Origin of the sequence: Nocardioides hwasunensis, assembly GCF_014779665.1 — a bacterium.
GTDB lineage: Bacteria > Actinomycetota > Actinomycetes > Propionibacteriales > Nocardioidaceae > Nocardioides > Nocardioides hwasunensis.
In genome coordinates, this window is sequence record NZ_JACXYY010000002.1 from 578,959 (window position 1) to 600,119 (window position 21,161).

A 21,161-nucleotide genomic window follows, 5' to 3' on the forward strand; every position below is an offset into this window, starting at 1 on the left:
AGTTACCACTCGTGCCTGCCATCATCGACAAGCTGCTCCGCATCGGCGAGGGCAAGATCCTCCGCGAGCTCGTAGCCATCTCCAAGGCCGTCAATGCCATCGAGGACGACTTCGTCAAGATGAGCGACGACGAGCTCCGCGCGATGACCGACGAGTTCCGCGAGCGACTCCAGGCCGGTGAGACGCTCGACGACATTATGCCCGAGGCGTTCGCGACGGTGCGTGAGGCGAGCAACCGCATCCTCGGCATGCGTCCCTTCGACGTGCAGATCATGGGTGCCGCCGCGCTCCACCTCGGCAACATCGCCGAGATGAAGACCGGTGAGGGCAAGACCCTGGTCGCGGTGCTGCCCGCCTACCTCAACGCGCTCGAGGGCAAGGGCGTCCACGTGGTCACGGTCAACGACTACCTGGCCAAGTTCCAGTCCGAGCAGATGGGCCGCGTGCACCACTTCCTCGGCCTGACCACCGGCGTGATCCTGCCGTCGATGCGTCCCGCCGAGCGCCGCGAGGCCTACGCCTGCGACATCACCTACGGCACCAACAACGAGCTCGGCTTCGACTACCTGCGCGACAACATGGCCGACTCGGTCGAGGAGTGCGTGCAGCGCGGTCACAACTTCGCCGTCGTCGACGAGGTCGACTCGATCCTCATCGACGAGGCCCGGACCCCCCTGATCATCAGCGGTCCGACCCAGGACGAGGTCAAGTGGTACGCCGAGTTCGCCAAGCTGACCAAGACGCTCGTCAAGGACTCCGACTACGAGGTCGACGAGAAGAAGCGCACGATCTCGGTGCTCGAGCCCGGCATCACCAAGGTCGAGGACCACCTCGGCATCGACAACCTCTACGACTCGGTCAACACCCCGCTCATCTCGTTCCTGAACAACTCCATCAAGGCCAAGGAGCTGTTCCGCAACGACAAGGAGTACGTCGTCATGGACGGCGAGGTGCTCATCGTCGACGAGCACACCGGCCGCATCCTGGCCGGCCGTCGCTACAACGACGGCCTGCACCAGGCCATCGAGGCCAAGGAGAACGTGACCGTCCGCGAGGAGTACCAGACCCTCGCCACGATCACGCTCCAGAACTACTTCCGTCTCTACGACAAGCTCTCCGGCATGACCGGTACGGCCATGACCGAGGCCTCGGAGTTCGACAAGACCTACCAGCTCGGCGTGGTCCCGATCCCGACCAACCGTCCGATGCTGCGCGAGGACAACGTCGACCTCGTCTACCGCACCGAGGAGGCCAAGTACGACGCCGTCGCCGACGACATCGCCGAGCGCCACGCCAAGGGCCAGCCGATCCTCATCGGCACCGTCTCGGTCGAGAAGTCGGAGTACCTCTCGAACCTGCTGAAGAAGCGCGGGATCCCGCACACCGTCCTCAACGCCAAGCAGCACGCCGACGAGGCCAAGGTCGTGGCCCTCGCCGGCCACAAGGGCGCGGTCACGGTCGCGACCAACATGGCCGGACGCGGCACCGACATCATGCTCGGTGGCTCGGTGGACTTCCTCGCCGACCAGGAGCTGCGCAAGGAGGGCCTCGACCCCGTCGAGGCGCCGGAGGACTACCAGGCGGCCTGGCCCGCCATGGTCGAGCGGATCAAGGCGCAGGTCGCGGCCGAGCACGACGAGGTCCGCGAGCTCGGCGGCCTCTACGTCGTCGGCACCGAGCGTCACGAGTCGCGTCGCATCGACAACCAGCTGCGCGGTCGCTCCGGCCGTCAGGGTGACCCGGGCGAGTCCCGGTTCTACCTGTCCCTGCAGGACGAGATGATGCGGCTGTTCAAGTCGGAGTGGGTCGACCGGATCCTCACCGTGCTCAAGGTCCCCGACGACGTGCCGATCGACGCCAAGCGGGTGAGCAACGCCATCGCCGGCGCGCAGGCCAACATCGAGTCGCAGAACTTCGAGTCGCGCAAGAACGTCCTCAAGTACGACGACGTGATGAGCCGCCAGCGCGAGGTCATCTACGCCGAGCGCCGTCGCGTCCTCGAGGGCGCCGACCTGGGCGAGCAGATCCGGGGCTTCATCGACGACGTGATCACCGGCTACGTCCGCGGCGCCACCGAGGGCTACGCCGACGACTGGGACCTCGACGCCCTGTTCACCGGTCTCGGCCAGCTCTACCCCATCGGTCTCACCAAGGACGGCGTCATCAAGGCCGCCGGCGGTGTGGAGGGGCTCGCCCGCGAGACCCTCATCGAGGACCTCCAGAAGGACATCCAGGAGGCCTACGACCGCCGCGAGGACGAGATGGGCGAGGAGGTGCAGCGCGAGCTCGAGCGTCGTGTCGTCCTGTCGGTCCTCGACCGCAAGTGGCGCGAGCACCTCTACGAGATGGACTACCTCCGCGAGGGCATCTACCTCCGCGCCTACTCCCAGCGTGACCCGCTGGTGGAGTACCAGCGCGAGGGCTTCGACATGTTCGCCGCGATGATGGACGGCATCAAGGAGGAGTCGGTCGGCTTCCTGTTCAACCTCCAGGTGGAGGTGGAGGACGAGGACGACGAGCCGGCAGCCCCCGCCCCGCAGATCTCGGTGGCGACCCCGCAGATCGACTTCGCGAAGGCAGCGGCCCACGCACCCGGTGCGCAGGGCGAGCAGCAGCCAGAGCACCAGGGTCCGACGATCCGTGCCAAGGGCCTCGACAAGCCCAACCGCCCGCGCAACCTGTCCTACAGCGCTCCGTCCGAGGACGGCGACGCCGAGGTCGTGGCCGGCCCGACGGGCGATGACGACCCGTTCGCCGGCGTCGGCCGCAACTCGCTGTGCCCCTGCGGCTCCGGTCAGAAGTTCAAGCGCTGCCACGGTGCCCCCGGTGGGGCCACCGGGCGCGCCACCATGGGGGGCTGACGCCGCTCAGCCGAACGACAGGGCGACGCACTGCCAGCGGTCCCGCACGACCTCGAACCGTGCGGCGACCGCGCGTGAGCGCCGCCCGTAGCGCACGTGCGCGCTCGCCTCGGCGGCGTCGTCGCGGATCAGGGCGGTGCGGACGCTCATGATCACGGGTCGGGTCGGGTTGGGCCCGCGCGAGCGACCGGGCGCCCCGGCCGCCTCGCTGATCGCGCGGGATCGCCGCACGAGGTCGTCGTAGACCTCCGGCACCGAGTGGCGCAGCACCTGGCTCACCGGACGGTCGCCCGACGCGATCTCGACGACCGCGGCGAGGTAGCGGGCGATGATGGCGTCCACCTGCTGTCGGTCGGCGGTGCCACCCACGACGAGGTCGTTGGTGCGGGCGAGCCGTGGCCGCGGGCGCGGGGGAGCCGTGCGCGGAGTCAGGTCGAGCGCCAGCGAGCCCTGGACGCTCGCCATCGGCGAGCCGGGTCGCAGGAGGATGACCTCGGCCGTGGAGGTGTCCGGTGTGGGCATCATCGTGCTCCGTCCGTGTCGTGGTGGTCGTTGCTGTCGTGGGTGTCGCCGGGCAGGTGCAGCGCCTGGCCGGGAAGGATCAGGTCGGGGTCGTCGCCCACGACGTCTCGGTTGGCCTGCCAGATGGTCCGCCAGCGCTGGTCGATGGACGTCTCGCCGACCGGATGTGCGGCGGCGATCGCCCAGAGGGATTCACCGGGCCGCACGACGTGGGCGTCCACCCGGACGCTCGCCGGGCGGATCGTCGCATGCGCGGGGCGCGGTCCGTGCCGCTCGGGGGCGACGGCCCGCTCGGGCAGGCTCAGCCCGACCAGGCCTTCACGACCGTCGCTACCGGCCCGGTCCCCAGCGGCCAGCGCGGGTGTGCTGGTGCCGGCGACCACGGCCGCGCCGCACGCGACCAGGACCCACCGGCGGACGGTGCCGCCGGCCACGCTCGTCACGCCGGGGCGGCGACGATCCAGGAGCAGCGCAGCGACCGTCGCGGTCGTGATGACCCAGAGCCAGGCGGCGGCCAGCGCCAGCCCCGTGGCGCACACCGCGACGACCAGGTCGATGACGTCGTCACCGGCTCCGGTGCGGGTGGCGTGCCAGGCGCCCGGGGCGAGGGCCGCCGCACCGAGGGCGGCGCTCGTCGCCCCCAGCCAGACCACCACGGGGCGCACCACCCTGACAGCTCTCCGAGACACCCCTGAACCTTTCGTTTGCGTCTGTTTGCATCATTCAACGAACGTTCACGAGTGTTGTCAAAGGTTTCTCCACAGCCGGGTGCTTAGAGTGGTGCGATGTCCTGGGAGCACGAGCTGTTCGCGCTGTTCGACGATCTCGAGGGTCAGGCAGCGGCGGCGTGGGAGGCCGACCGTGAGGCGGAGATCGCCGATCGCGCCCGCGCCGAGTACGCCGCGGTGACCCTGGCCAGCCGCCTGATGGCCACGCGTGGACGTGACGTGGCGCTGGACCTGCCGCACGTCGGTCGGATCGAGGGGCGCCTGGCGCGAGTCGGTGAGGGATGGTGCCTGCTCAGCGGGTCCGGGCAGGACTGGATCGTCTCGGTGCGTGCCGTCGCCGGGGTGCGCGGAGCGACCGAGCGCTCGGTGCCGGAGGTGGCCTGGTCACCGGTCGACCGGCTGGGGCTGCGAGCGGCGCTGCGCCGGCTCGCCGACGCCGAGGCGCGTTGCCTGGTGCACCTCGCCGACGGTCGCCGTCACGAGGCCTACGTCGAGCGCGTCGGTGCCGACTTCCTCGAGTGCCGGACGGTCGCGGACGCGGGCGACCCGCGCGAGGTGGTGCTGGTGCCCTACGACGGGTTGGTGGCCGTCCAGAGCAGGGACGACTGACCGGGCGTCGTCAGGCGATCGGAAGCGATCAGGTCGCGTCGACGTCGTACGGCGGGACCTGGCCCTCGGGCAGCCGATCCCTCTCGGCCTGCTCGGCCTGCTCGCGGTCGACCTCGGCCATCGCCTCGGTGATGTGCTTGCGCACGATCGCGCGGGGGTCGAGGTCGCGGAGCTGGAGGTCGGCGTAGTCCGGGCCGAGCTCGTTGCGGAGCTCGTCGCGGGCGTTGTTGGCCAGCCCCCGCGCGCGGTGGAGCAGCTGCGCCGCCTGGCGGGCCAGGTCCGGGAGCTTGTCCGGCCCGAGCACGAGCACGGCCACCAGCGCGATCACAGCCAGCTCCATGAGCCCGACGTCGAACATGGTTGTAGAACCTACTGGCTAGAACGTGCTCGAGGGGACAAGACCCAGCTGCATGCCGGCGAGCCCGCGACCGCGGCCCGCGAGCGCGGTGGCGATCCCGGTCAGCTCCCGGGCGGCCGGAGCGGACGGGTCGGCCTCCACGATGGGCTTGCCCACGTCGCCGCCCTCGCGCAGCGAGACGTCGAGCGGGATCTGCGCCAGCACCGGCACGTCGTAGCCGAAGCGCTCGGACAGCGTCCTGGCCACCCGGGCACCGCCGCCGCTGCCGAACACCTCGAGCCGGTGGTCGTCCTCGGCGGGGCAGTGCGGGCACGGCAGGTAGCTCATGTTCTCCACGACGCCGACCACGCGCTGGTGCATCATCGAGGCCATCGTGCCGGCGCGCTCGGCGACCTCGGCGGCGGCCTCCTGCGGCGTGGTCACGACGATCACCTCGGCGCTCGGCAGGTGCTGGCCCAGCGAGATCGCCACGTCGCCGGTGCCCGGGGGCAGGTCGAGCAGGAGCGCGTCCAGGTCGCCCCAGTAGACGTCGGCGAGCATCTGGACCAGGGCCCGGTCGAGCATCGGACCGCGCCACGCGACGACCTGGTCGCGTCGGGGCTTGAGCATGCCGATCGAGATCACCGAGACGCCGCTGGGGGTCGGCACCGGCATGATGAGGTCGTCGACCTGGGTGGGCCGGGTGTCGGCGACGCCGAGCATCGCGGGGACGGAGTGGCCGTAGATGTCGGCGTCGACGACGCCCACCTTCAGGCCCTGCGCGGCGAGCGCGAGGGCGAGGTTGACGGTGACCGACGACTTGCCGACGCCGCCCTTGCCGCTCGCGATCGCGTAGACCTTGGTCAGCGAGCCGGGCTGGGCGAAGGGGATCTCGCGCTGGGCGCGGCCGTCGCTGAGGATCTCCTTGAGGCCTGCACGCTGCTCGGCGCTCATCACGCCGAGGCTCAGGTCGACGGAGCTCACGCCGGGCACCTTCGAGACGGCGGCGGTGACGTCGCGGTTGATGGTGTCCTTGAGCGGGCAGCCGGCCACGGTGAGGAGCACGTGGACCGCGACCGATCCGTCGTCGGCGACCTCGACCGAGTCGACCATCCCCAGCTCCGTGATCGGGCGCTTGATCTCCGGGTCGTCGACGGTCGCCAGGGCGTCCATCACCTGCTGCTGCGTGGGGGTGCTCATGATGCCCGAGTCTACGAGCCGGGTCCCGACGTCACGGGCCCGGTCGGGAAACCTGGTCGGGCGGTGGCTGGGAGTCGTCCGGGGCGGCGGGCCGCTGCAGGTCCTCGATGTCGCCGAGCAGGCCGCGCAGCTCGGAGCGGAGGAAGTCGCGGGTGGCCACCTCGCCGACCGCCATCCGCAGCGACGCCACCTCGCGGGCGAGGAACTCCATGTCGGCGTGGGCACGGGCGTTGGCCTGGCGGTCCTGCTCCGCGACGACCTTGTCGCGCTGCTCCTGACGGTTCTGCGCGAGCAGGATGAGCGGAGCGGCGTACGACGCCTGGAGGCTCAGCATCAGGGTCAGGAAGATGAAGGGGAACTCGTCGAAGCGCAGGCTCTCCGGGGCCAGGACGTTCCACAGGATCCACACCGCCACGAACGCGGTCATCCAGAGCAGGAACTTGGCCGTGCCCATGTAGCGGGCGAACGACTCGGCGAAGACGCCGAACGCGTCGGCGTCGACGTTGGGGCGCGGGACGAGCTGGCGGCGGGTCTCGCGCGGGGTGTCGAGGCGTGGGCGTCGGTTGTCGCTCATCCGGCACCCCCGGCGACCCTGCCGGTGATGGGTCCGGGCCGCGGAGCGCGGTCACGCCAGCCCTCGGGGAGCATGTGGTCGAGCAGGTCGTCGACGGTGACGGCCCCGATGAGGCGACCCTCCTCGTCGACGACCGGTGCGGCGACCAGGTTGTAGGTCGCCAGGTGGGCGGCCACCTCGTCCATCGAGGCGTCCGCGCGCAGCGGGTCCATCGAGTCGTCGAGGGCCGCGGCGACCAGCGTCGAGGGCGGCTCCCGGAGCAGTCGCTGGATGTGCGCGGCGCCGAGCAGTCGGCCGGTCGGCGTCTCCAGCGGCTGGCGGCACACGTAGACCAGTGCCGCGAGCGAGGGCGTCAGCTCGGGGTTGCGCACGTGGGCGAGCGCGTCGGCGATCGTGGCGTCGGGGGAGAGGATCACCGGCTCCGGGGTCATCATCGCGCCGGCCGTGTTGTCGTCGTACGACATCAGACGGCGCACGTCCTCGGCCTCGTCGGGCTCCATCAGCCCCAGCAGCGTCGCGGCCGTCTCCGGGTTGAGGTCGGCGATCAGGTCGGCGGCGTCGTCGGCCGACATCTCCTCCAGCACGTCGGCGGCGCGCTCGGAGTCGAGGTGCTCGAGGATCTCGACCTGGTCCTCCTCCGGCAGCTCCTCCAACACGTCCGCGAGCCGCTCGTCGTCCAGCGCGGCCACGACCGCCGTGCGCCGCTCGGGGGGCAGGTCGTGGATCATGTTGGCCGCGTCGGCCGGGCGCATGTCGTTGAGGGCGGCGATCAGGTGGGTGGCGCCCTGTGCCGCGTCGGGCGTGATGAACCCGGTGACGTCGCGCCACTCGGCGACGTGGGTCTGCCCACGGCGGCGGAAGCCCTTGCTCGGCTCCTGCACGGCGACGCGCGAGATGACCCAATCGCGGTTGCGCGCCTGCTCCATCGCGACGTCGAAGACGACCCCCGTCACGCCCGCGTCCTTCGCGGAGTCCTGGATGGTCACCGTGCGGTCGAGCATCTGACCCATCACCAGGGTCTCGGTGCCGCGCTGCTCGAAGCGACGCATGTTGAGCAGCCCGGTGGTGTGCACCTGGCCGCTGTCGATCGCGGTGATGCGGGTCATCGGCACGAAGATCCTCCGGCGGCCGAAGATCTCGGCGACCATGCCCAGGACCCGTGGCTGGCTCGCCTCGGTGCGGATCGCGACGACGAGGTCGCGCACCTTGGCCACCTGGTCGCCCTGCGGGTCGAAGATCGGCAGTCCGACCAGCTTGGCGACGAAGACGCGGGTCGGGGCGGTGCTCACCGGCGTAACGGTAGCGGTCCGCCGATGACGTGGGTGCGAGCGTGAAGATGGGTTACCCTCGATCGGCCCCCACGTCGCCCCTGGGGAGCCGTGCCCGAGCTCGTGTCGACGCCGAAGGATTCTTCCCCCGTGCCCTCCCACCGCGCTGCCAGCCGCCGGGCGGCGAAGCCTGCGCGACCGAGCTGGCGCCTGCTCGTGCCCGCGTGTGCTGTCACCGGAGTGATGGTGGTGTCGCTGCTGCTCCTTCCCGGGTCGGAGGACCAGCCGACGATCGGCGCGGCGTCGTCGAGCATCTCCGCGGCAGAGGTCGCGGCGACGCACACGCCAGGGGCGTCGCGCAGCGCACGACGTGAGGCCGGTCCGGTGATCCTCAAGGCGCGTCGCGCCGTGCCGCTCGACAACGCGGCGGCCCGCCAGGGCGTGAGCGTGATCAAGGAGCGCAAGCGGCAGGCGCGGATCAAGGTGCGCAAGGCGAGGCAGAAGGCCAAGCGCGAGCGCCGAGCAGCTCGTCGTGCGGCTCGGCTGGCGGCGATGGCGAAGACCTCGACGTTCCGCGTCGGCTCGCTCAACGTGCTCGGCAGCCAGCACACCCGCGGTGGCGCGCGCGGCTACGGTCCCGGCACCACGCGGGCGGCGATGGCGGCGGACCTGGTGATGAACCGGGGCATCGACGTGCTCACGATGTCCGAGGTGCAGGACGACCAGCTCGGCGTGCTCACCAACCAGCTCGGCGGCTACTCGATCTGGCCCCAGCAGACGCTCGGCAACAACACCCAGCGGCTCCAGATCGCGTGGCGCTCGGACAAGTTCGAGATGCTCGACAGCGGCTCGGTGAGCTTCACCTTCACCAGCCAGGTCATCCCGATGCCCTACGTCCTGCTGAAGGACCGCAGCACGGGGGCGCAGTTCTGGGTCATCTCGATCCACCAGTCGGCCGGTGGTCTCCAGGCCCAGCGCGACGCCTCGACCGTCGTCGCGATCAACCTGATGAAGCAGCTGATGGCCGAGAGCGGCAAGCCGGTCATCATCGGCGGCGACATGAACGAGCACACCAAGTTCTTCTACAGCGTCTGCAACGCGACCGGGTTCCTCGCGGCCAACGGCGGCGGTGCCGGCTGCACGCTGCCGCCCCCGCCCCTGCGGGTGGACTGGATCATGGGCGGCGGCGGCGACGGCGTGAGCTTCTCGGGCTACGTCCAGGACGGGGCTACGCTGGGCCGGATCAGTGACCACTACATGATCCACGCACAAGTCAGCGTCACGGACCCGGGGGACAAGCCATGAGCCACACATCTGTCAGGAGCTCCAGGACACCGCGCGGGGCAGCACTGGCCCTCGTGCTCGTCGCGGGCCTCGGCCTCACCGCGTGCGGCGAGGACGACGGCGGCACCGCCGAGGATCCCTCGGCGGGGGAGACCACCAGTCCCTCCGACACGGCGTCGCCGACCGAGTCGCCCACCGACGAGCCGAGCGAGACGCCGTCCGAGCCGGCCGGGCCCGCCTGCGCCGACGTGTGGGTGGCCGGGGCGACGCTGCCGGAGAAGTACGACGGCTGCCAGGACGCCGAGAAGGACACGTGGGTCCAGGCCATGGTCTACCAGTGCTCCTCGGGGCAGCGGCTGGTCACCTACCAGCGCAACTTCTACGCCGCGAAGGGCGAGGTCATCACCGAGTCGGAGGTCCCGCTCGCACGTGACGAGAAGTTCCAGAAGATCCTGACAACCTGCGGGGCCTGATCGGGGTCACACCCCCGGAGCCGCACGTCGTCACCTGCCAGACCGCAGACACACGCGCACCGACGTACCAGTGGTGCTGGTGTGACTGATGTGAAAATTGAGATACAGTCAGCCATCGTTCGTCACGGGGATCGTTGTTGCGTGCGCGCAACCACCTCTCCGCGACTCACACGAATCAGTGGGGAACCAGTCGTGCGCAAGATCAGCATCCTCGTCGTGACCGCCTTGGTCGCGGTGACCCTCGCCGCAGCGCCTGCCTCGGCCAAGCCCGGCAAGGGCACGCCGGACAAGTACGTCCCGAAGGCGGGCCCGGCGTTCAACAACCCGTACGGCAGTCGTGACGCGATCCGACGCCTGATCATCCAGGTCAACCGCACCGTCGACTCCGTGCCCAAGGGCGGCAAGATCCGGATCTCGGCGTGGAACGTGCGCAGTGCCTCCATCACGAACTCCCTCATCCGTGCGCACAACCGCAAGGTGAGCGTGCAGGTCGTCATGGACCGCGCGAACTGGAACCCCAACAACCCCAACGTGGACGCGGCCCGCCTGTCCGCTGCCCTGAAGAAGGGCAACAAGAACCGCTCGAAGACCCAGAAGAGCTTCCTGCGTCGCTGCATCGGCTCCTGCCGCGGCAAGCACGGCATCCCGCACTCGAAGTACTTCCTCTTCAACAAGGTCAAGACGAAGAAGAACGGCAAGGTCAAGATCGTCCCGTTCGTGACGATGTACGGCTCCTACAACGCCACCGAGCTCGGCGCCACCATCCAGTGGAACGACCTGTTCACCATCAAGAACGACGAGGCTCGCTACAAGAGCTTCCTCACCAACTTCAACGAGATGGTCCTGGACAAGCCGGTCAAGAACGCCTACACCGGCTACGACGACGGTGTCATCGGCACGGGCTTCTACCCCTACGTCGGGGCCGAGGCCGTGGCCAAGGACCCGGTCATGGCGATGCTCAACCAGATCTCGTGCAAGGGCGCGACGACCAACAAGAACGGTACGACGCGCATCCGGATCGCCCAGACCTCGATGTACGGCGACCGCGGGCTCAAGCTCGCCCGCAAGCTGGCCCGGCTGCAGAAGCAGGGGTGCAACATCCGCATCGTCTACGCCATGTTCGGCAACGAGGTGCTGCGCATCCTGCGCTCCGCGAGGGTCCCGCTGACGCACCTGGCCTACGACAGCGACAACGACGGGCTCTACGACCGCTACGTCCACATGAAGACGATGGCGATCAGCGGCAACTACGCCGGTGACCCGGGCGCGAAGGTGACCTTCAACGGCTCGGCCAACTGGACGTCGGTCGCGCTGGCCAGTGACGAGGTCGTCGGCTTCGTCCGCCAGAAGTGGGTCACCAACCGCTACATGCAGTGGATCGACTACATGTTCACCCACCGCCCGAAGGTCTGGGGCCCCGAGCACCCGGGCAACAACGGCAACGCGCCGGTCGGTCGGGTCAAGGCGGGCTCGCTCGACCCGTTCCCGAGCTACGAGGCCCGTGTCGCAGCCACGGACCAGTACGACGCGATCGTCAAGGCCCGCGCCAAGAAGCGCGGCGTCGACCCCTACGCCCTCATCAAGGAGGAGAACTGAGATGACACCCGTGCGCGCCCGGTCCCGAAGGTTCCGCAAGGAAACCCCCGTCACCGGGTTCGCACCCGCTGTCGCTCAGCTCGCCACGCTCGGACTGGTGGCCGGGCTCCTCCTGGCCGGCCAGTCGGCCGCCCAGGCGGAGCCGTCCGGCTCGGACGGGTCCTCGGTGACCTCGCAGTCCGAGCGGTCCGTCGCGACGACGGAGAAGCGCGCCACCGGCTGTGCCCAGCTCCTCGTGGTGGCCGTCGACGGCAACGGTCAGGGCAAGAAGGACGCGCCCGGACCGGCGGTCTCGGCGGTCACGAGCAAGATCCAGGCCAAGGCCCAGAAGCAGGGTCGCACCGTCACGGTCAAGCGGATCAAGCTCGCCACGCCCAAGGCTGCGACCATCCTGCGCAAGAAGTCCGGTCCCGGCGCGGCGGCGGTCTCCAAGGCCGGCCTCAAGCGGTGGAAGAAGCCGATCCGCTCCGGCGTCAAGGCCGCCCGCAAGCTCGTCAACCGCCAGCTCGAGGCGTGCCCCGACCAGCAGGTGATGCTGGTCGGATACGCCCAGGGAGCAGGCGTCGTGCACAAGGTCCTGCAGGACCTGGGCAAGAAGGACGCCCTCACGAAGGTGGTCGGTGCGGTCACCGTCTCCGACCCCTCCCGCGTGCGGAAGTCGTCGGCCGGACGCCCGCTGGGCAAGCCGGCCGCGGCGAAGAACTCCGAGGGCGTGCTCGCCCGGTTCACCACGTCGATCGGTGACGTGCCGAAGCCCACCGCCACCTTCAAGGTCGTCTCGGTGTGCCACAAGGGCGACCTCGTCTGCAACCCCAGCAAGGTCTCCGCCGGCAAGGCGCTCAAGCTCGCGATGTCCTACGGGTCCAAGCAGTCGCGCGCCGCCGTGCGCGAGGCGGCCAACCGCGCGTGGGCCCAGGCCTCGCTGTGGCCGGTCCCGGCGATCCAGCAGGTCGTGGTCGGCGTGAAGGAGCCGATCTCGGCGCAGATCACCGTCACCGGAGGCTCGACCACGCCGCCCGCCGCCCAGTTCACGCCCGTGAGCGTCCCGGCCGGCCTGAGCCTCGACGCCAACGGGGTCATCTCCGGCCAAGTCGACGCCCCGGGCAGCTACCCGATCACCTACACGCTCAGCGGCACCTCGCCCGCGACGACGCCCACCACCCACACCCTCACGGTGCTGGTCCGCGAGCCCTCCAGCGGCGCCGCTGCGGGCGGCCAGTCCTCGTGCGCCGTCCGCGCGGACGGCACCGCCTGGTGCCAGGGCCGCAACGACTTCGGCCAGCTCGGCGACGGCACCACCACGCTGCAGGTCAGCCCGGTGCAGGTCTCCGGCACCGGGTGGTCGCGAATCGCGACCGGCGGCAGCTTCACGTGCGGCGTCAAGCTGGACGGCACGCTGTGGTGCTGGGGCCTCAACAACCTCGGCCAGCTCGGCGGCGCCGACAAGGCCACCTCGGTGCTTCCGCGTCAGGTCGGCACCGCGAACACGTGGCGCGACGTCTCCGCGTCGTGGCAGCACGGCTGCGCCACCCAGGCGGACGGCTCGGCGTGGTGCTGGGGCCAGAACGACCGCGGCCAGCTCGGCGCAGGCAACGCCAACGCGCGCAGCACGGGTCCGGTCCGCGTCGTGGGCGACCAGCAGTGGACCTCGGTGGTCGCAGGTGGCCAGACCACGTGTGGCACGACCGTCAGCGGTACGGCGTACTGCTGGGGCGAGAACTCGATGGGGAACGTCGGTGACGGCACCATCACCAACCGCAACCAGCCGACCGTGGTCACCGGCGGGCTCCAGTTCTCCCAGATCTCCACGACCTGGGGCCGCACCTGCGGGGTCACCACGAATGGCCAGGTCTGGTGCTGGGGCGAGAACTCCAACGGCGAGCTCGGTGACGGCACCCGCACGAACGTCGCCAAGCCGGTGCAGGTGAGCACCAGCGGCACCTTCACCTCCGTCGGCACCGCCCTCACCGCGTCCTGCGCGGTCCGCAGCGACGGCCAGGTCCTGTGCTGGGGCGACAACCGCTACGGCCAGCTCGGCCCCGCCGCCAGCGGCAGCGGATCGAGCACTCCGGTCGCGGCCGGTGTGGTCGCCTCCGGCAAGATCACCGGCGGCTGGCTGCACCTGTGCGCCGAGGGCGCCGGGTGCTGGGGCGCCAACGAGGTCGGCCAGCTCGGCAACGGCACCATCACCCAGGCCACCATGCCGACCGAGGCCGCCCCGCCGTGGGGACCGGCCCCTGCGGTGAGCACCCAGCAGATGAGGAAGTGGGGGCCGGCCAAGGTCGTGAAGAAGGCGATCTCCACCCGACCGGGTGTCAGCGCGAAGGCCAGGGGCTCCAAGCGCGCCGGCTCGGACATCGAGATCATGACCTTCAACCTGCTCGGCAGCCAGCACACCGCCCCTGGTGGCACGCGTCCGAACTTCGCCGCGCCGGGACGGGTCCGCACCGAGTGGGCCAAGAACCTCATCAACCAGCGCGGCTCCACCCTCATCGGTCTCTCCGAGCCCCAGCCCGACCAGATCACCGCGCTCGACGTGGCGACCAACGGCGGCTTCTCGTTCTACCCCGGCAACACCATGGGCTACAGCGCTGCCCCGCAGTCGGTGATGTGGAAGGACTCGGAGTGGTCCTTCGTGTGGGGCACGACCGTCCAGCTGCCGTTCATGAAGTCCTCGCGACCGCAGCCCCTGGTCCGTCTCCGCAACACCTCGACCGGGCGTGAGATCTACTGGGTCAACGCTCACCTGTCGCCGGGCAAGATGCAGGACGACCGCGACAAGGGCATGGAGAGCCTCAAGCAGGTCGTCAAGCAGCTGAGCGGCGACGGCCTGCCCGTCTTCGTGACCGGTGACCTCAACGAGCACGCCAAGGCGTTCCGACGGATCGCCTGCCCGACGCAGATGGAGGCAGCGGTGGGCGGCAACACCCGCGGCAACAGCTGCCAGCTGCCGAAGGCGATGCGGGTCGACTGGATCTTCGGCAAGGGCGGAACGTTCTCCAACACCGAGGTCAACCAGGGCGCCCAGGTGCGGCGTACGACCGACCACGCCGTCGTCTCCTCGCGGTTCACCGTGCAGTAATGTCCCGGCTGCCCGCACAGCAGCACCAGGAGCCGGGCAGCTGGGGAGGGGAGGAGTCGCGATGAGGGCGAACGTGCAGCGCGTCGACGACGACGGGCTCCACCTCGAGCGCGGCTTCGACGGCGCCCTCGACGTGCACTTCGACGGCTGGCGCGGCTGGTCCGTCGCGGTGGAGGACGGTCCCGAGCCGGTGACGGTGGCCTGGCCCAAGCGGCTCCGGTCACGCCTGGACGGCACCTCGCTCGTCACGATCACCGTCGACGAGGTGGAGGTCTTCCGCGAGGAGGTCACCTTCGGCGCCGGCGAGGGCCGCGTGGAGCTGGTCGACCGGTTCGGCAACCCCGTCATCATCGACAAGTGGGGCCTGACCCAGCGGATCTTCGAGACCCGTCGCGAGGGCGGTGCAGTCGAGGCGATGACGGCGATGGCCGAACGGGTCCTGGGCGTGATGCGTGACGCGTGCGGCATCGAGGGGTGGATCGGCTTCGGCACGCTGCTCGGTGCGGCCCGCTCGGGCAAGGTCATCGGCCACGACAGCGACATCGACCTCTGCTTCCTCTCCGAGAAGCAGACCCCGGCCGAGATGGCGGTGGAGATGTGGGGCATCGCCCGCGCACTCGTCGATGCGGGGATCACCGTCAAGCACAAGACCGCGAGCTTCATCACGGTCGTCTACGACGCCCCCGACGGCGGCGAGGACGGCATCGACATCTACACCTGCTTCTACGTCGGCGACCTGCTCCACGAGACCGCGACCGTGCGGGAACGGGTGCCGCGCTCGGCGATCCTGCCCCTGCGCGCGCTGGAGTTCGAAGGTCGAGACATGCCCGCGCCCGCCGACCCGGACCGCATGCTCGCGGTCTCCTACGGCCCGGGCTGGCAGGTCCCCGACCCGTCCTTCCGCCACCTGCCCTCGCGCGAGGTGCTGGACCGCTTCGACGGCTGGTTCAGCTCGGTGATGACCCATCGGCGCGACTGGACCGCCTACAACGGCGAGGTCGGCGCCGCCGGGATGCGGCCGAGCCCGTTCGCGCAGTGGGTCGTGGAGCAGCTCGAGCTCCGCGGCGACGAGCCCGACGGGCTGCGGGTGCTCGACGTCGGCTCGGGATCCTCGGCAGACCTCCGGGCCTACCACCGGGCCGGCTGCAAGGCGATCGGCTACGACTACGCCCACCCGGGCAAGCATGCGCTCGGCGGCAAGGAGATCGACCTGCCCGAGAGCGTGGGGCGCCGGGTGCTCAACCTGCTCAACGAGCGCGACGTCCTCGCGGTCGGCGCGCTGGCGGCGCGGCAGAAGGGACCGAAGGTCGTCACCGCGCGTCGCGTCCTCGAGGCGGTCCCGCCGCGATCGCGCGACCAGCTGTGGCGCTTCGCGTCGATGACCCTGTCGGAGGGCGGACGGGCCTTCGTCGAGGGCGTGAGCCGCTCGCCCGCGCAGTGCCGGGCCGCGCAGGAGCGCACGGGCACGCCGCGCCTGTGGCCGGTCGACCCCCACGACGTCGCCGCCGACGTCCGCGCGAGCGGTGGCCGCGTGGTGCTCCGGGAGGGCTTCGCCGCCGCCGCCCGGGCCAGTCGCACGGGCAGCCCGGCACGCTGGCGGATGATGGTCGAGTACCCCGCTCGAGACGTTGCAGCGCAGGAGGATCAGACACAGCGATGACGCAGGTCGTGTATCTCCACGTGGGTGGCCCCAAGTCGGGCACCACCTTCATCCAGCAGGTGCTGGACCACAACGAGGAGGCCCTGGCGCGCGCCGGGGTCCTGGTCGTCGGGCCCAGGATCGAGCTGATCCACGCCGCCATGGCGGTCCGGGGAGACCGACGCCTCGCCGACCTGCCGGCCGCCTCGGCCGATGCCTGGGACCGGGTCACCGAGCAGGTGCGGGAGTGGCAGGGGCACTCGGCGATCCTGAGCTACGAGCTCTTCGCGAACGCCTCCGCCGAGCACGTGCGCACCGCGCTGGCGCGGCTCGACGGCATCGAGGTCCACGTCGTGGTGTCCGCGCGCGACCTGGGCAAGGCCATCGCCTCGTCGTGGCAGGAGCAGCTGAAGTTCGGCCTCACGAAGCCTCTGGAGGCCTGGTCACCCCCGCAGGAGTCGGCCGAGGACAGCGAGTGGGGCTGGCGCACCATGCAGCCGGCCAACGTCGCGGCCCGGTGGGGCGCCGACCTCCCCGCCAAGCGCGTCCACGTCGTCACCGTGCCCACCCAGGGCGCGGGAGCCGACGAGCTGTGGCACCGCTTCGCCAGCGCCACGGGCCTCGCGGCGGTCGCGGACCTCGACCTCGCGGTCGACCGGGCCAACGAGTCGCTCGGTGTGGTCGAGGCCGAGCTGCTGCGCCGGGTCAACGGCGCGCTCGACGGCCGGGTGAAGGGCGGTCGGCAGAAGTCGCTGTGGATGCGCGACCTGCTCGCCCACACGATCCTGGCGCCCATCGGGCGCGAGCCGATCGGCCTCACGCCGGCGCACGCCGCGGAGGCCGCCACCGAGGCCGAGGCCGCGGTCCGCGCGATCATCGCGGCCGGCTACACCGTCCACGGCGATCTCGACGACCTGCGCCCCGTCCCGGTCGAGGGGCGCCTGCCCAGCGAGGTCGCCGACTCCGAGATCGCCGGGTCGGCCGCCCTCGCCCTCGCCGACCTGCTCGTGTGGGCACGCGAGGCAGGGGCCGACGTACGCACGCCGGCACCGACCAGCGCGACCCATGAGCCCCCCGGCCGGTTCCGGGTCGCGGTGCGCGGCTCGCTCACCCGCCTGGCCGCACCGGTGCGCGACCGCAGGGTGGCGCGACTGGAGAAGCGCATCGCCGAGCTCGAGGCCCAGGTCGCGGCGTCTCGAGCGCTCCACCTGCGCGTGGCCACCCTGTCCGACGTGGTCACCCAGCTGCTCCTGCCGGCCGCCCAGCAGGACGAGGAGATCACCATGTCGGCCCTCCGCTCCTACCGGGACCGGTCCCTGTGAGCGGACCCGGCCGCGTCGGGCGGCTGCGTGCCGACGTACGCCGCCGCGTGGGGGGCAGGGTCGCCGGCGCCGTCGGCATGGACGAGCTCGCCCACCTCGACGCGACGGTCGACTCCCTCGCGGTCGCGGTGCGCGAGAACCGCGAGCTCGAGGCGCCGCTGGAAGGCCTCGTCGACGCCCTCGAGCGCGACGTGGCCGAGGTGCTCGCCTGGCGCAGCCGCACGGGTGACGACGGCGAGGTGGGAGCATGACCGGCATGCCGATCGAGCTGTCCGTGGTCGTCCCCTGCTACAACGAGGAGGAGTCGCTGCCTCGCCTGGTGGAGGTGCTCGCCGAGGAGCTCTCCGCGCTGACGCCCCACTTCGAGGTCATCCTCGTCGACGACGGCAGTCGCGACCGCACCCTGCCGATGCTCCGCTCGGTGCACCAGGAGCACCCGCGCTTCCGCTACCTCTCGCTGAGCCGCAACTTCGGCAAGGAGTCGGCGATGCTCGCCGGGCTGAGCCACGCCCGCGGCGACCGGGTGGCGATCATGGACGCAGACCTCCAGCACCCGCCGACGCTGCTGGCGCAGATGCTGCCGCTGCTCGACTCCGGCGACTACTCCCAGGTGGTGGCCCGGCGCACCCGCACCGACGACCCCGTGGTCCGCACCGCGCTGTCGCGGCTCTACTACAAGATGATGAACCGCCTCGTCGACATCGAGCTGCAGGACGGCGTCGGCGACTTCCGGGTGCTCGACCGCCGCGCGGTCCAGGCGCTGCTGACGCTGGGGGAGAGCAACCGCTTCTCCAAAGGCCTGTTCGCCTGGATCGGCTTCCCGACCGCCGTCGTCGACTATGAGAACGTCTCCCGGGAGACCGGCGCCACCAAGTGGAGCATGCGCAGCCTGTTCAACTACGGCATCGACGGCGTGGTGTCGTTCAACTACCGGCCCCTGCGGATGTCGATCTGGCTCGGCATCTTCGTCACGGTCCTGGCGGTGGCCTACGCGGCGTGGGTGCTCGTCGACGCGATCTGGCACGGCAACAGCGTCGCCGGCTACGTCACCACGATCTGCGCCGTCACGCTGCTGGGCGGCGTGCAGCTCATCGTGCTCGGCGTGATCGGGGAGTACCTCGGGCGCATCTACGCCGAGACCAAGCAACGACCGCTCTTCCTGCTGAAGGAGAGCAGCGACCGGGACGCGCCGGTGACCAGCGCGCTGGGCCGGGAGCACGAGGCGCTCCAGGAGCTGGAGCACACCCGCGACGACCAGGCCATCGAACGGAGCGATCAGGCGTGAGCGAGACGACCACGGCCCCCGACCCGAGCACCGGCGGGGCGCGCGGAAGCCGCCGGCAGGACACCGGACGCCGGAGCAGGAGCGGCCCGCCCGCGGCGTGGGTCTGGCCCGTCCTCGTGGTCGTCGTGACCGCTGCCTACACCGCGATCCCCTACGTGATCACCGGGTGGTTCTACCAGCGTGGTGACACCGCCGCGCAGTTCGCGCCGACGTGGTGGCACCTCGGCGAGCTCGTCCGGGGCGGCCAGTGGCCAGTGTGGCTCGACCCGCAGTCGTGGGCCGGCGGCAACTACGTCGCCGAGGCCCTGTTCGGCACCTACAACCCCCTCAACGTGCTGGTGTGGGTCGGGGTCTCCCTGGGGCCCGACCTGGCCCTGTCGACGTACCTCGTCAAGGCGACGGTCATGGTGCTGCTCGCCCTCGGCACCTATCTTCTCGCGCGCGACTACGACGGTGCTCCCGCACCGTCCGCCGCAGTGGCGATCGCCCTGCCGTTCTCCGGCTTCACGCTCTTCTGGGACGCCGGCTCCTGGCCCTCGGGCCTGATGGCGTTCGCCTACGCGCCGTGGGTGTGGCTCACGTTCCGGCGGGCCCTGCGTGGCGTCGGCAGCCCGTTCTGGGCGTTCCTCGCCGGCCTGCTCGCGGTGCTCAACGGCAATCCCTACGGCACCCTCGCGGTCATCATCGTGGGAGCCGCGCTCATCATCGAGGGCGTCGTCATGCGGGCGTGGGGCGGCGTCGCGCGGCTCGTGCTCGTCGGCATCGCCGTCGCGGCGTTCCTGCCGCTGGTCTACCTGCCGCTGCTGGAGTCGTCCGACCTCGCGGTCCGCTCGACCGGTGCGCTCTTCGAGAACAGCGGCAAGCTGCGCCCGACGGCGGGCGACCTGCTCGCAGCGAGCTCGCCGCTGCACGTCCCGCCCATCCGGGCGATCACCGGCCCGATGATGGTGCCGGCCACCTTCCTCGCCTGGTTCGTGCTGCCGCTGCTGCCCTGGTTGCGCTTCGACGTGGTCCGGCGGCGGGCGAAGGAGTTCGTCGGGCTCGGCCTGATCACCCTCGCCTACCTCGCGATGACCCTCGGGCCGAGCAAGCTCTGGCTCTTCCGCTGGCCGCTGCGCGTCATCGAGTACTTCTACCTCGGCGTGCTGGTGGTGTTCGCCGTCCTGCTGAGCCAGGGCCTGGCCCGCTCCACGATGCGACCGCGGCTGGTCGGCACCGGGCTGATCGTGGTCGCCCTGGGCTGGCTCACCTGGTCGCAGGACCCCGAGGCGCTGCGTCGCGCGGCCGTCGGCACCGCCGCCGTCGGCGCTCTCACCGTCGTGGCGCTGGTCGCCCACCTGGTGGTGCGGCGCACCGCGCTCGTCTCGCTGGTCGCCATCGGCGGTGTCGGCGCCGTCCTGGCGATGCAGGTCGCGGTCTTCGGCGAGAACGCGAGCTCGCGCGTGTGGCACGTCCCCGGCGACGTGTCCGCGCTCCAGCAGGACTTCGCCGGCTACGACGGGCGGGTGATGCAGTTCGCCGACCTGAAGCCGTTGCAGAACAAGGGTCAGATCGCCAAGCTCGAGCGGCAGTGGGACACCTACCTCCCCGGCTCCATGTACCACCCGGCCGGCGTCCAGGCGGTCAACAACTACACCGGCATGGGGTTCCTGCCCTTCACCCGCGCCTTCTGCATGGAGTACGACGGCCTCACCCAGGCGTGCGGCTACCGCAACCTGTGGAAGGTCGGTGGCTCCGGCCAGCCCCCGCTCGCGGACCTGATGAAGCTCGACACGATCGTCGTGCAGCCCAAGCTCGCCGACGGTGTCGCCCCGGGGGAGGACTGGACCCAGGAGTCGGCCGACGACAAGGTCGTCGTGCTCCGCCACGACGGTGAGCAGCCGTGGCCCGGCAGCGAGCTCTCCTGGACCTCCGACGGCATCGAGGTGGCCGCCGCCGCGACTCGCGGGGCCCTGCACCAGAGCGTCGACGTCGCCTCCGCCGAGGACGGCGGCGAGCTGATCTTCTCGATGCTCGCCTGGCCCGGCTGGTCGGCCGAGCTCGACGGCCAGCCCCTCAGCGTCACCCGCACCGACGTCGGGCTGCTCACCGTCACCCTGCCCGCCGGCGCGAGCGGCACCGTCGACCTCACCTACCGTCCACCCGGCTTCACGGTCGGACTGCTCGGTGCGGCGGTCGGTCTCCTCCTCGGGCTCGGCCTCGCAGCGGCCGGGCTGCTGTCCCGCCGGCGACGCCGCCAGCGCGAGCGGCCGTGGACGACGCCCGCGGACAAGCCGCTGGAGCCGCGCGACGATGTGACATCCGTCTCGAGTGAGGGCCCTGCCCAGGTGAACGACCGCTAACTAGACTCCGAGCGTTCCACTGAGCGACCGCCTAGGAGC

General features: G+C 70.8%; 17 protein-coding genes. 11 read left to right on the top strand and 6 right to left on the bottom strand.

Annotated elements, in window-relative coordinates; all coding sequences use genetic code 11:
• The first annotated feature begins 11 nt into the window (after nt 1–11).
• Entirely contained in the window at nt 12–2,861 is a 2,850-nt protein-coding gene (secA, locus tag IEZ25_RS06790) for a preprotein translocase subunit SecA (RefSeq protein WP_191198626.1), read from the top strand.
• A gap of 6 nt (nt 2,862–2,867) precedes the next feature.
• Here secA and IEZ25_RS06795 read toward each other — a convergent pair whose 3' ends face one another.
• Both IEZ25_RS06795 and IEZ25_RS22160 read right to left on the bottom strand, forming a co-directional pair.
• Nucleotides 2,868–3,383: an Rv3235 family protein gene (locus tag IEZ25_RS06795; RefSeq protein ID WP_191198627.1), complete on the bottom strand. Its 516-nt coding sequence runs from the start codon at nt 3,381–3,383 to the stop codon at nt 2,868–2,870.
• Entirely contained in the window at nt 3,383–4,051 is a 669-nt protein-coding gene (locus IEZ25_RS22160; protein ID WP_191198628.1) for a LysM peptidoglycan-binding domain-containing protein, read from the bottom strand. The genes IEZ25_RS06795 and IEZ25_RS22160 overlap by 1 nt, the downstream gene beginning before the upstream one ends.
• Nucleotides 4,052–4,168: 117 nt before the next feature.
• Here IEZ25_RS22160 and IEZ25_RS06805 point away from each other — a divergent pair, with 117 nt between their 5' ends.
• Nucleotides 4,169–4,720 carry a hypothetical protein gene (locus IEZ25_RS06805; RefSeq protein ID WP_191198629.1) on the top strand — a complete coding sequence of 184 codons (552 nt, stop codon included), beginning with the start codon at nt 4,169–4,171 and terminating at the stop codon, nt 4,718–4,720.
• A gap of 28 nt (nt 4,721–4,748) precedes the next feature.
• Here the strand turns inward: IEZ25_RS06805 and IEZ25_RS06810 are convergent, their stop codons facing one another.
• The 4 genes from IEZ25_RS06810 to IEZ25_RS06825 are packed head-to-tail and all read right to left on the bottom strand — an operon-like array spanning nt 4,749 to nt 8,120.
• Nucleotides 4,749–5,078, bottom strand: a complete 330-nt coding sequence (locus tag IEZ25_RS06810; protein WP_191198630.1) for a sec-independent translocase — start codon at nt 5,076–5,078, stop codon at nt 4,749–4,751.
• Between the two features lie 18 nt (nt 5,079–5,096).
• Nucleotides 5,097–6,257: an Mrp/NBP35 family ATP-binding protein gene (locus IEZ25_RS06815; RefSeq protein WP_191198631.1), complete on the bottom strand. Its 1,161-nt coding sequence runs from the start codon at nt 6,255–6,257 to the stop codon at nt 5,097–5,099.
• A gap of 31 nt (nt 6,258–6,288) precedes the next feature.
• A complete protein-coding gene (locus IEZ25_RS06820) occupies nt 6,289–6,831 on the bottom strand; it encodes a DUF1003 domain-containing protein (RefSeq protein ID WP_191198632.1) in 543 nt (180 codons plus the stop codon).
• Nucleotides 6,828–8,120: a magnesium transporter MgtE N-terminal domain-containing protein gene (locus IEZ25_RS06825; RefSeq protein ID WP_191198633.1), complete on the bottom strand. Its 1,293-nt coding sequence runs from the start codon at nt 8,118–8,120 to the stop codon at nt 6,828–6,830. The genes IEZ25_RS06820 and IEZ25_RS06825 overlap by 4 nt, the downstream gene beginning before the upstream one ends.
• A gap of 129 nt (nt 8,121–8,249) precedes the next feature.
• Here IEZ25_RS06825 and IEZ25_RS06830 point away from each other — a divergent pair, with 129 nt between their 5' ends.
• The 9 genes from IEZ25_RS06830 to IEZ25_RS06870 all read left to right on the top strand — a co-directional run bounded on the left by IEZ25_RS06830 (nt 8,250) and on the right by IEZ25_RS06870 (nt 21,122).
• Nucleotides 8,250–9,404, top strand: coding sequence for an exonuclease/endonuclease/phosphatase family protein (locus IEZ25_RS06830; RefSeq protein WP_191198634.1), 1,155 nt, complete (start codon nt 8,250–8,252; stop codon nt 9,402–9,404).
• Complete coding sequence (locus IEZ25_RS06835; RefSeq protein WP_191198635.1) at nt 9,401–9,856, top strand: hypothetical protein; 456 nt, start codon at nt 9,401–9,403, stop codon at nt 9,854–9,856. Before IEZ25_RS06830 ends, IEZ25_RS06835 begins: the two co-directional genes overlap by 4 nt.
• A 192-nt stretch (nt 9,857–10,048) precedes the next feature.
• Nucleotides 10,049–11,452, top strand: a complete 1,404-nt coding sequence (locus IEZ25_RS06840) for a phospholipase D-like domain-containing protein (protein ID WP_191198636.1) — start codon at nt 10,049–10,051, stop codon at nt 11,450–11,452.
• A 97-nt stretch (nt 11,453–11,549) separates the two neighbouring features.
• A complete protein-coding gene (locus IEZ25_RS06845) occupies nt 11,550–14,534 on the top strand; it encodes a cutinase family protein (protein WP_191198637.1) in 2,985 nt (994 codons plus the stop codon).
• A 61-nt stretch (nt 14,535–14,595) separates the two neighbouring features.
• Nucleotides 14,596–16,194 (top strand): methyltransferase domain-containing protein, encoded by a 1,599-nt coding sequence (locus IEZ25_RS06850; protein WP_191198638.1) that lies wholly within the window; start codon nt 14,596–14,598, stop codon nt 16,192–16,194.
• A complete protein-coding gene (locus IEZ25_RS06855; protein ID WP_191198639.1) occupies nt 16,191–17,495 on the top strand; it encodes a DUF6752 domain-containing protein in 1,305 nt (434 codons plus the stop codon). The genes IEZ25_RS06850 and IEZ25_RS06855 overlap by 4 nt, the downstream gene beginning before the upstream one ends.
• Nucleotides 17,492–17,746 (top strand): hypothetical protein, encoded by a 255-nt coding sequence (locus tag IEZ25_RS06860; protein WP_191198640.1) that lies wholly within the window; start codon nt 17,492–17,494, stop codon nt 17,744–17,746. Before IEZ25_RS06855 ends, IEZ25_RS06860 begins: the two co-directional genes overlap by 4 nt.
• The gene (locus IEZ25_RS06865; protein ID WP_224748515.1) at nt 17,743–18,780 is read left to right on the top strand and encodes a glycosyltransferase family 2 protein; all 1,038 of its coding nucleotides are present in this window, start codon (nt 17,743–17,745) and stop codon (nt 18,778–18,780) included. The genes IEZ25_RS06860 and IEZ25_RS06865 overlap by 4 nt, the downstream gene beginning before the upstream one ends.
• Complete coding sequence (locus IEZ25_RS06870) at nt 18,777–21,122, top strand: YfhO family protein (protein WP_191198641.1); 2,346 nt, start codon at nt 18,777–18,779, stop codon at nt 21,120–21,122. The genes IEZ25_RS06865 and IEZ25_RS06870 overlap by 4 nt, the downstream gene beginning before the upstream one ends.
• Nucleotides 21,123–21,161: the final 39 nt, after the last annotated feature.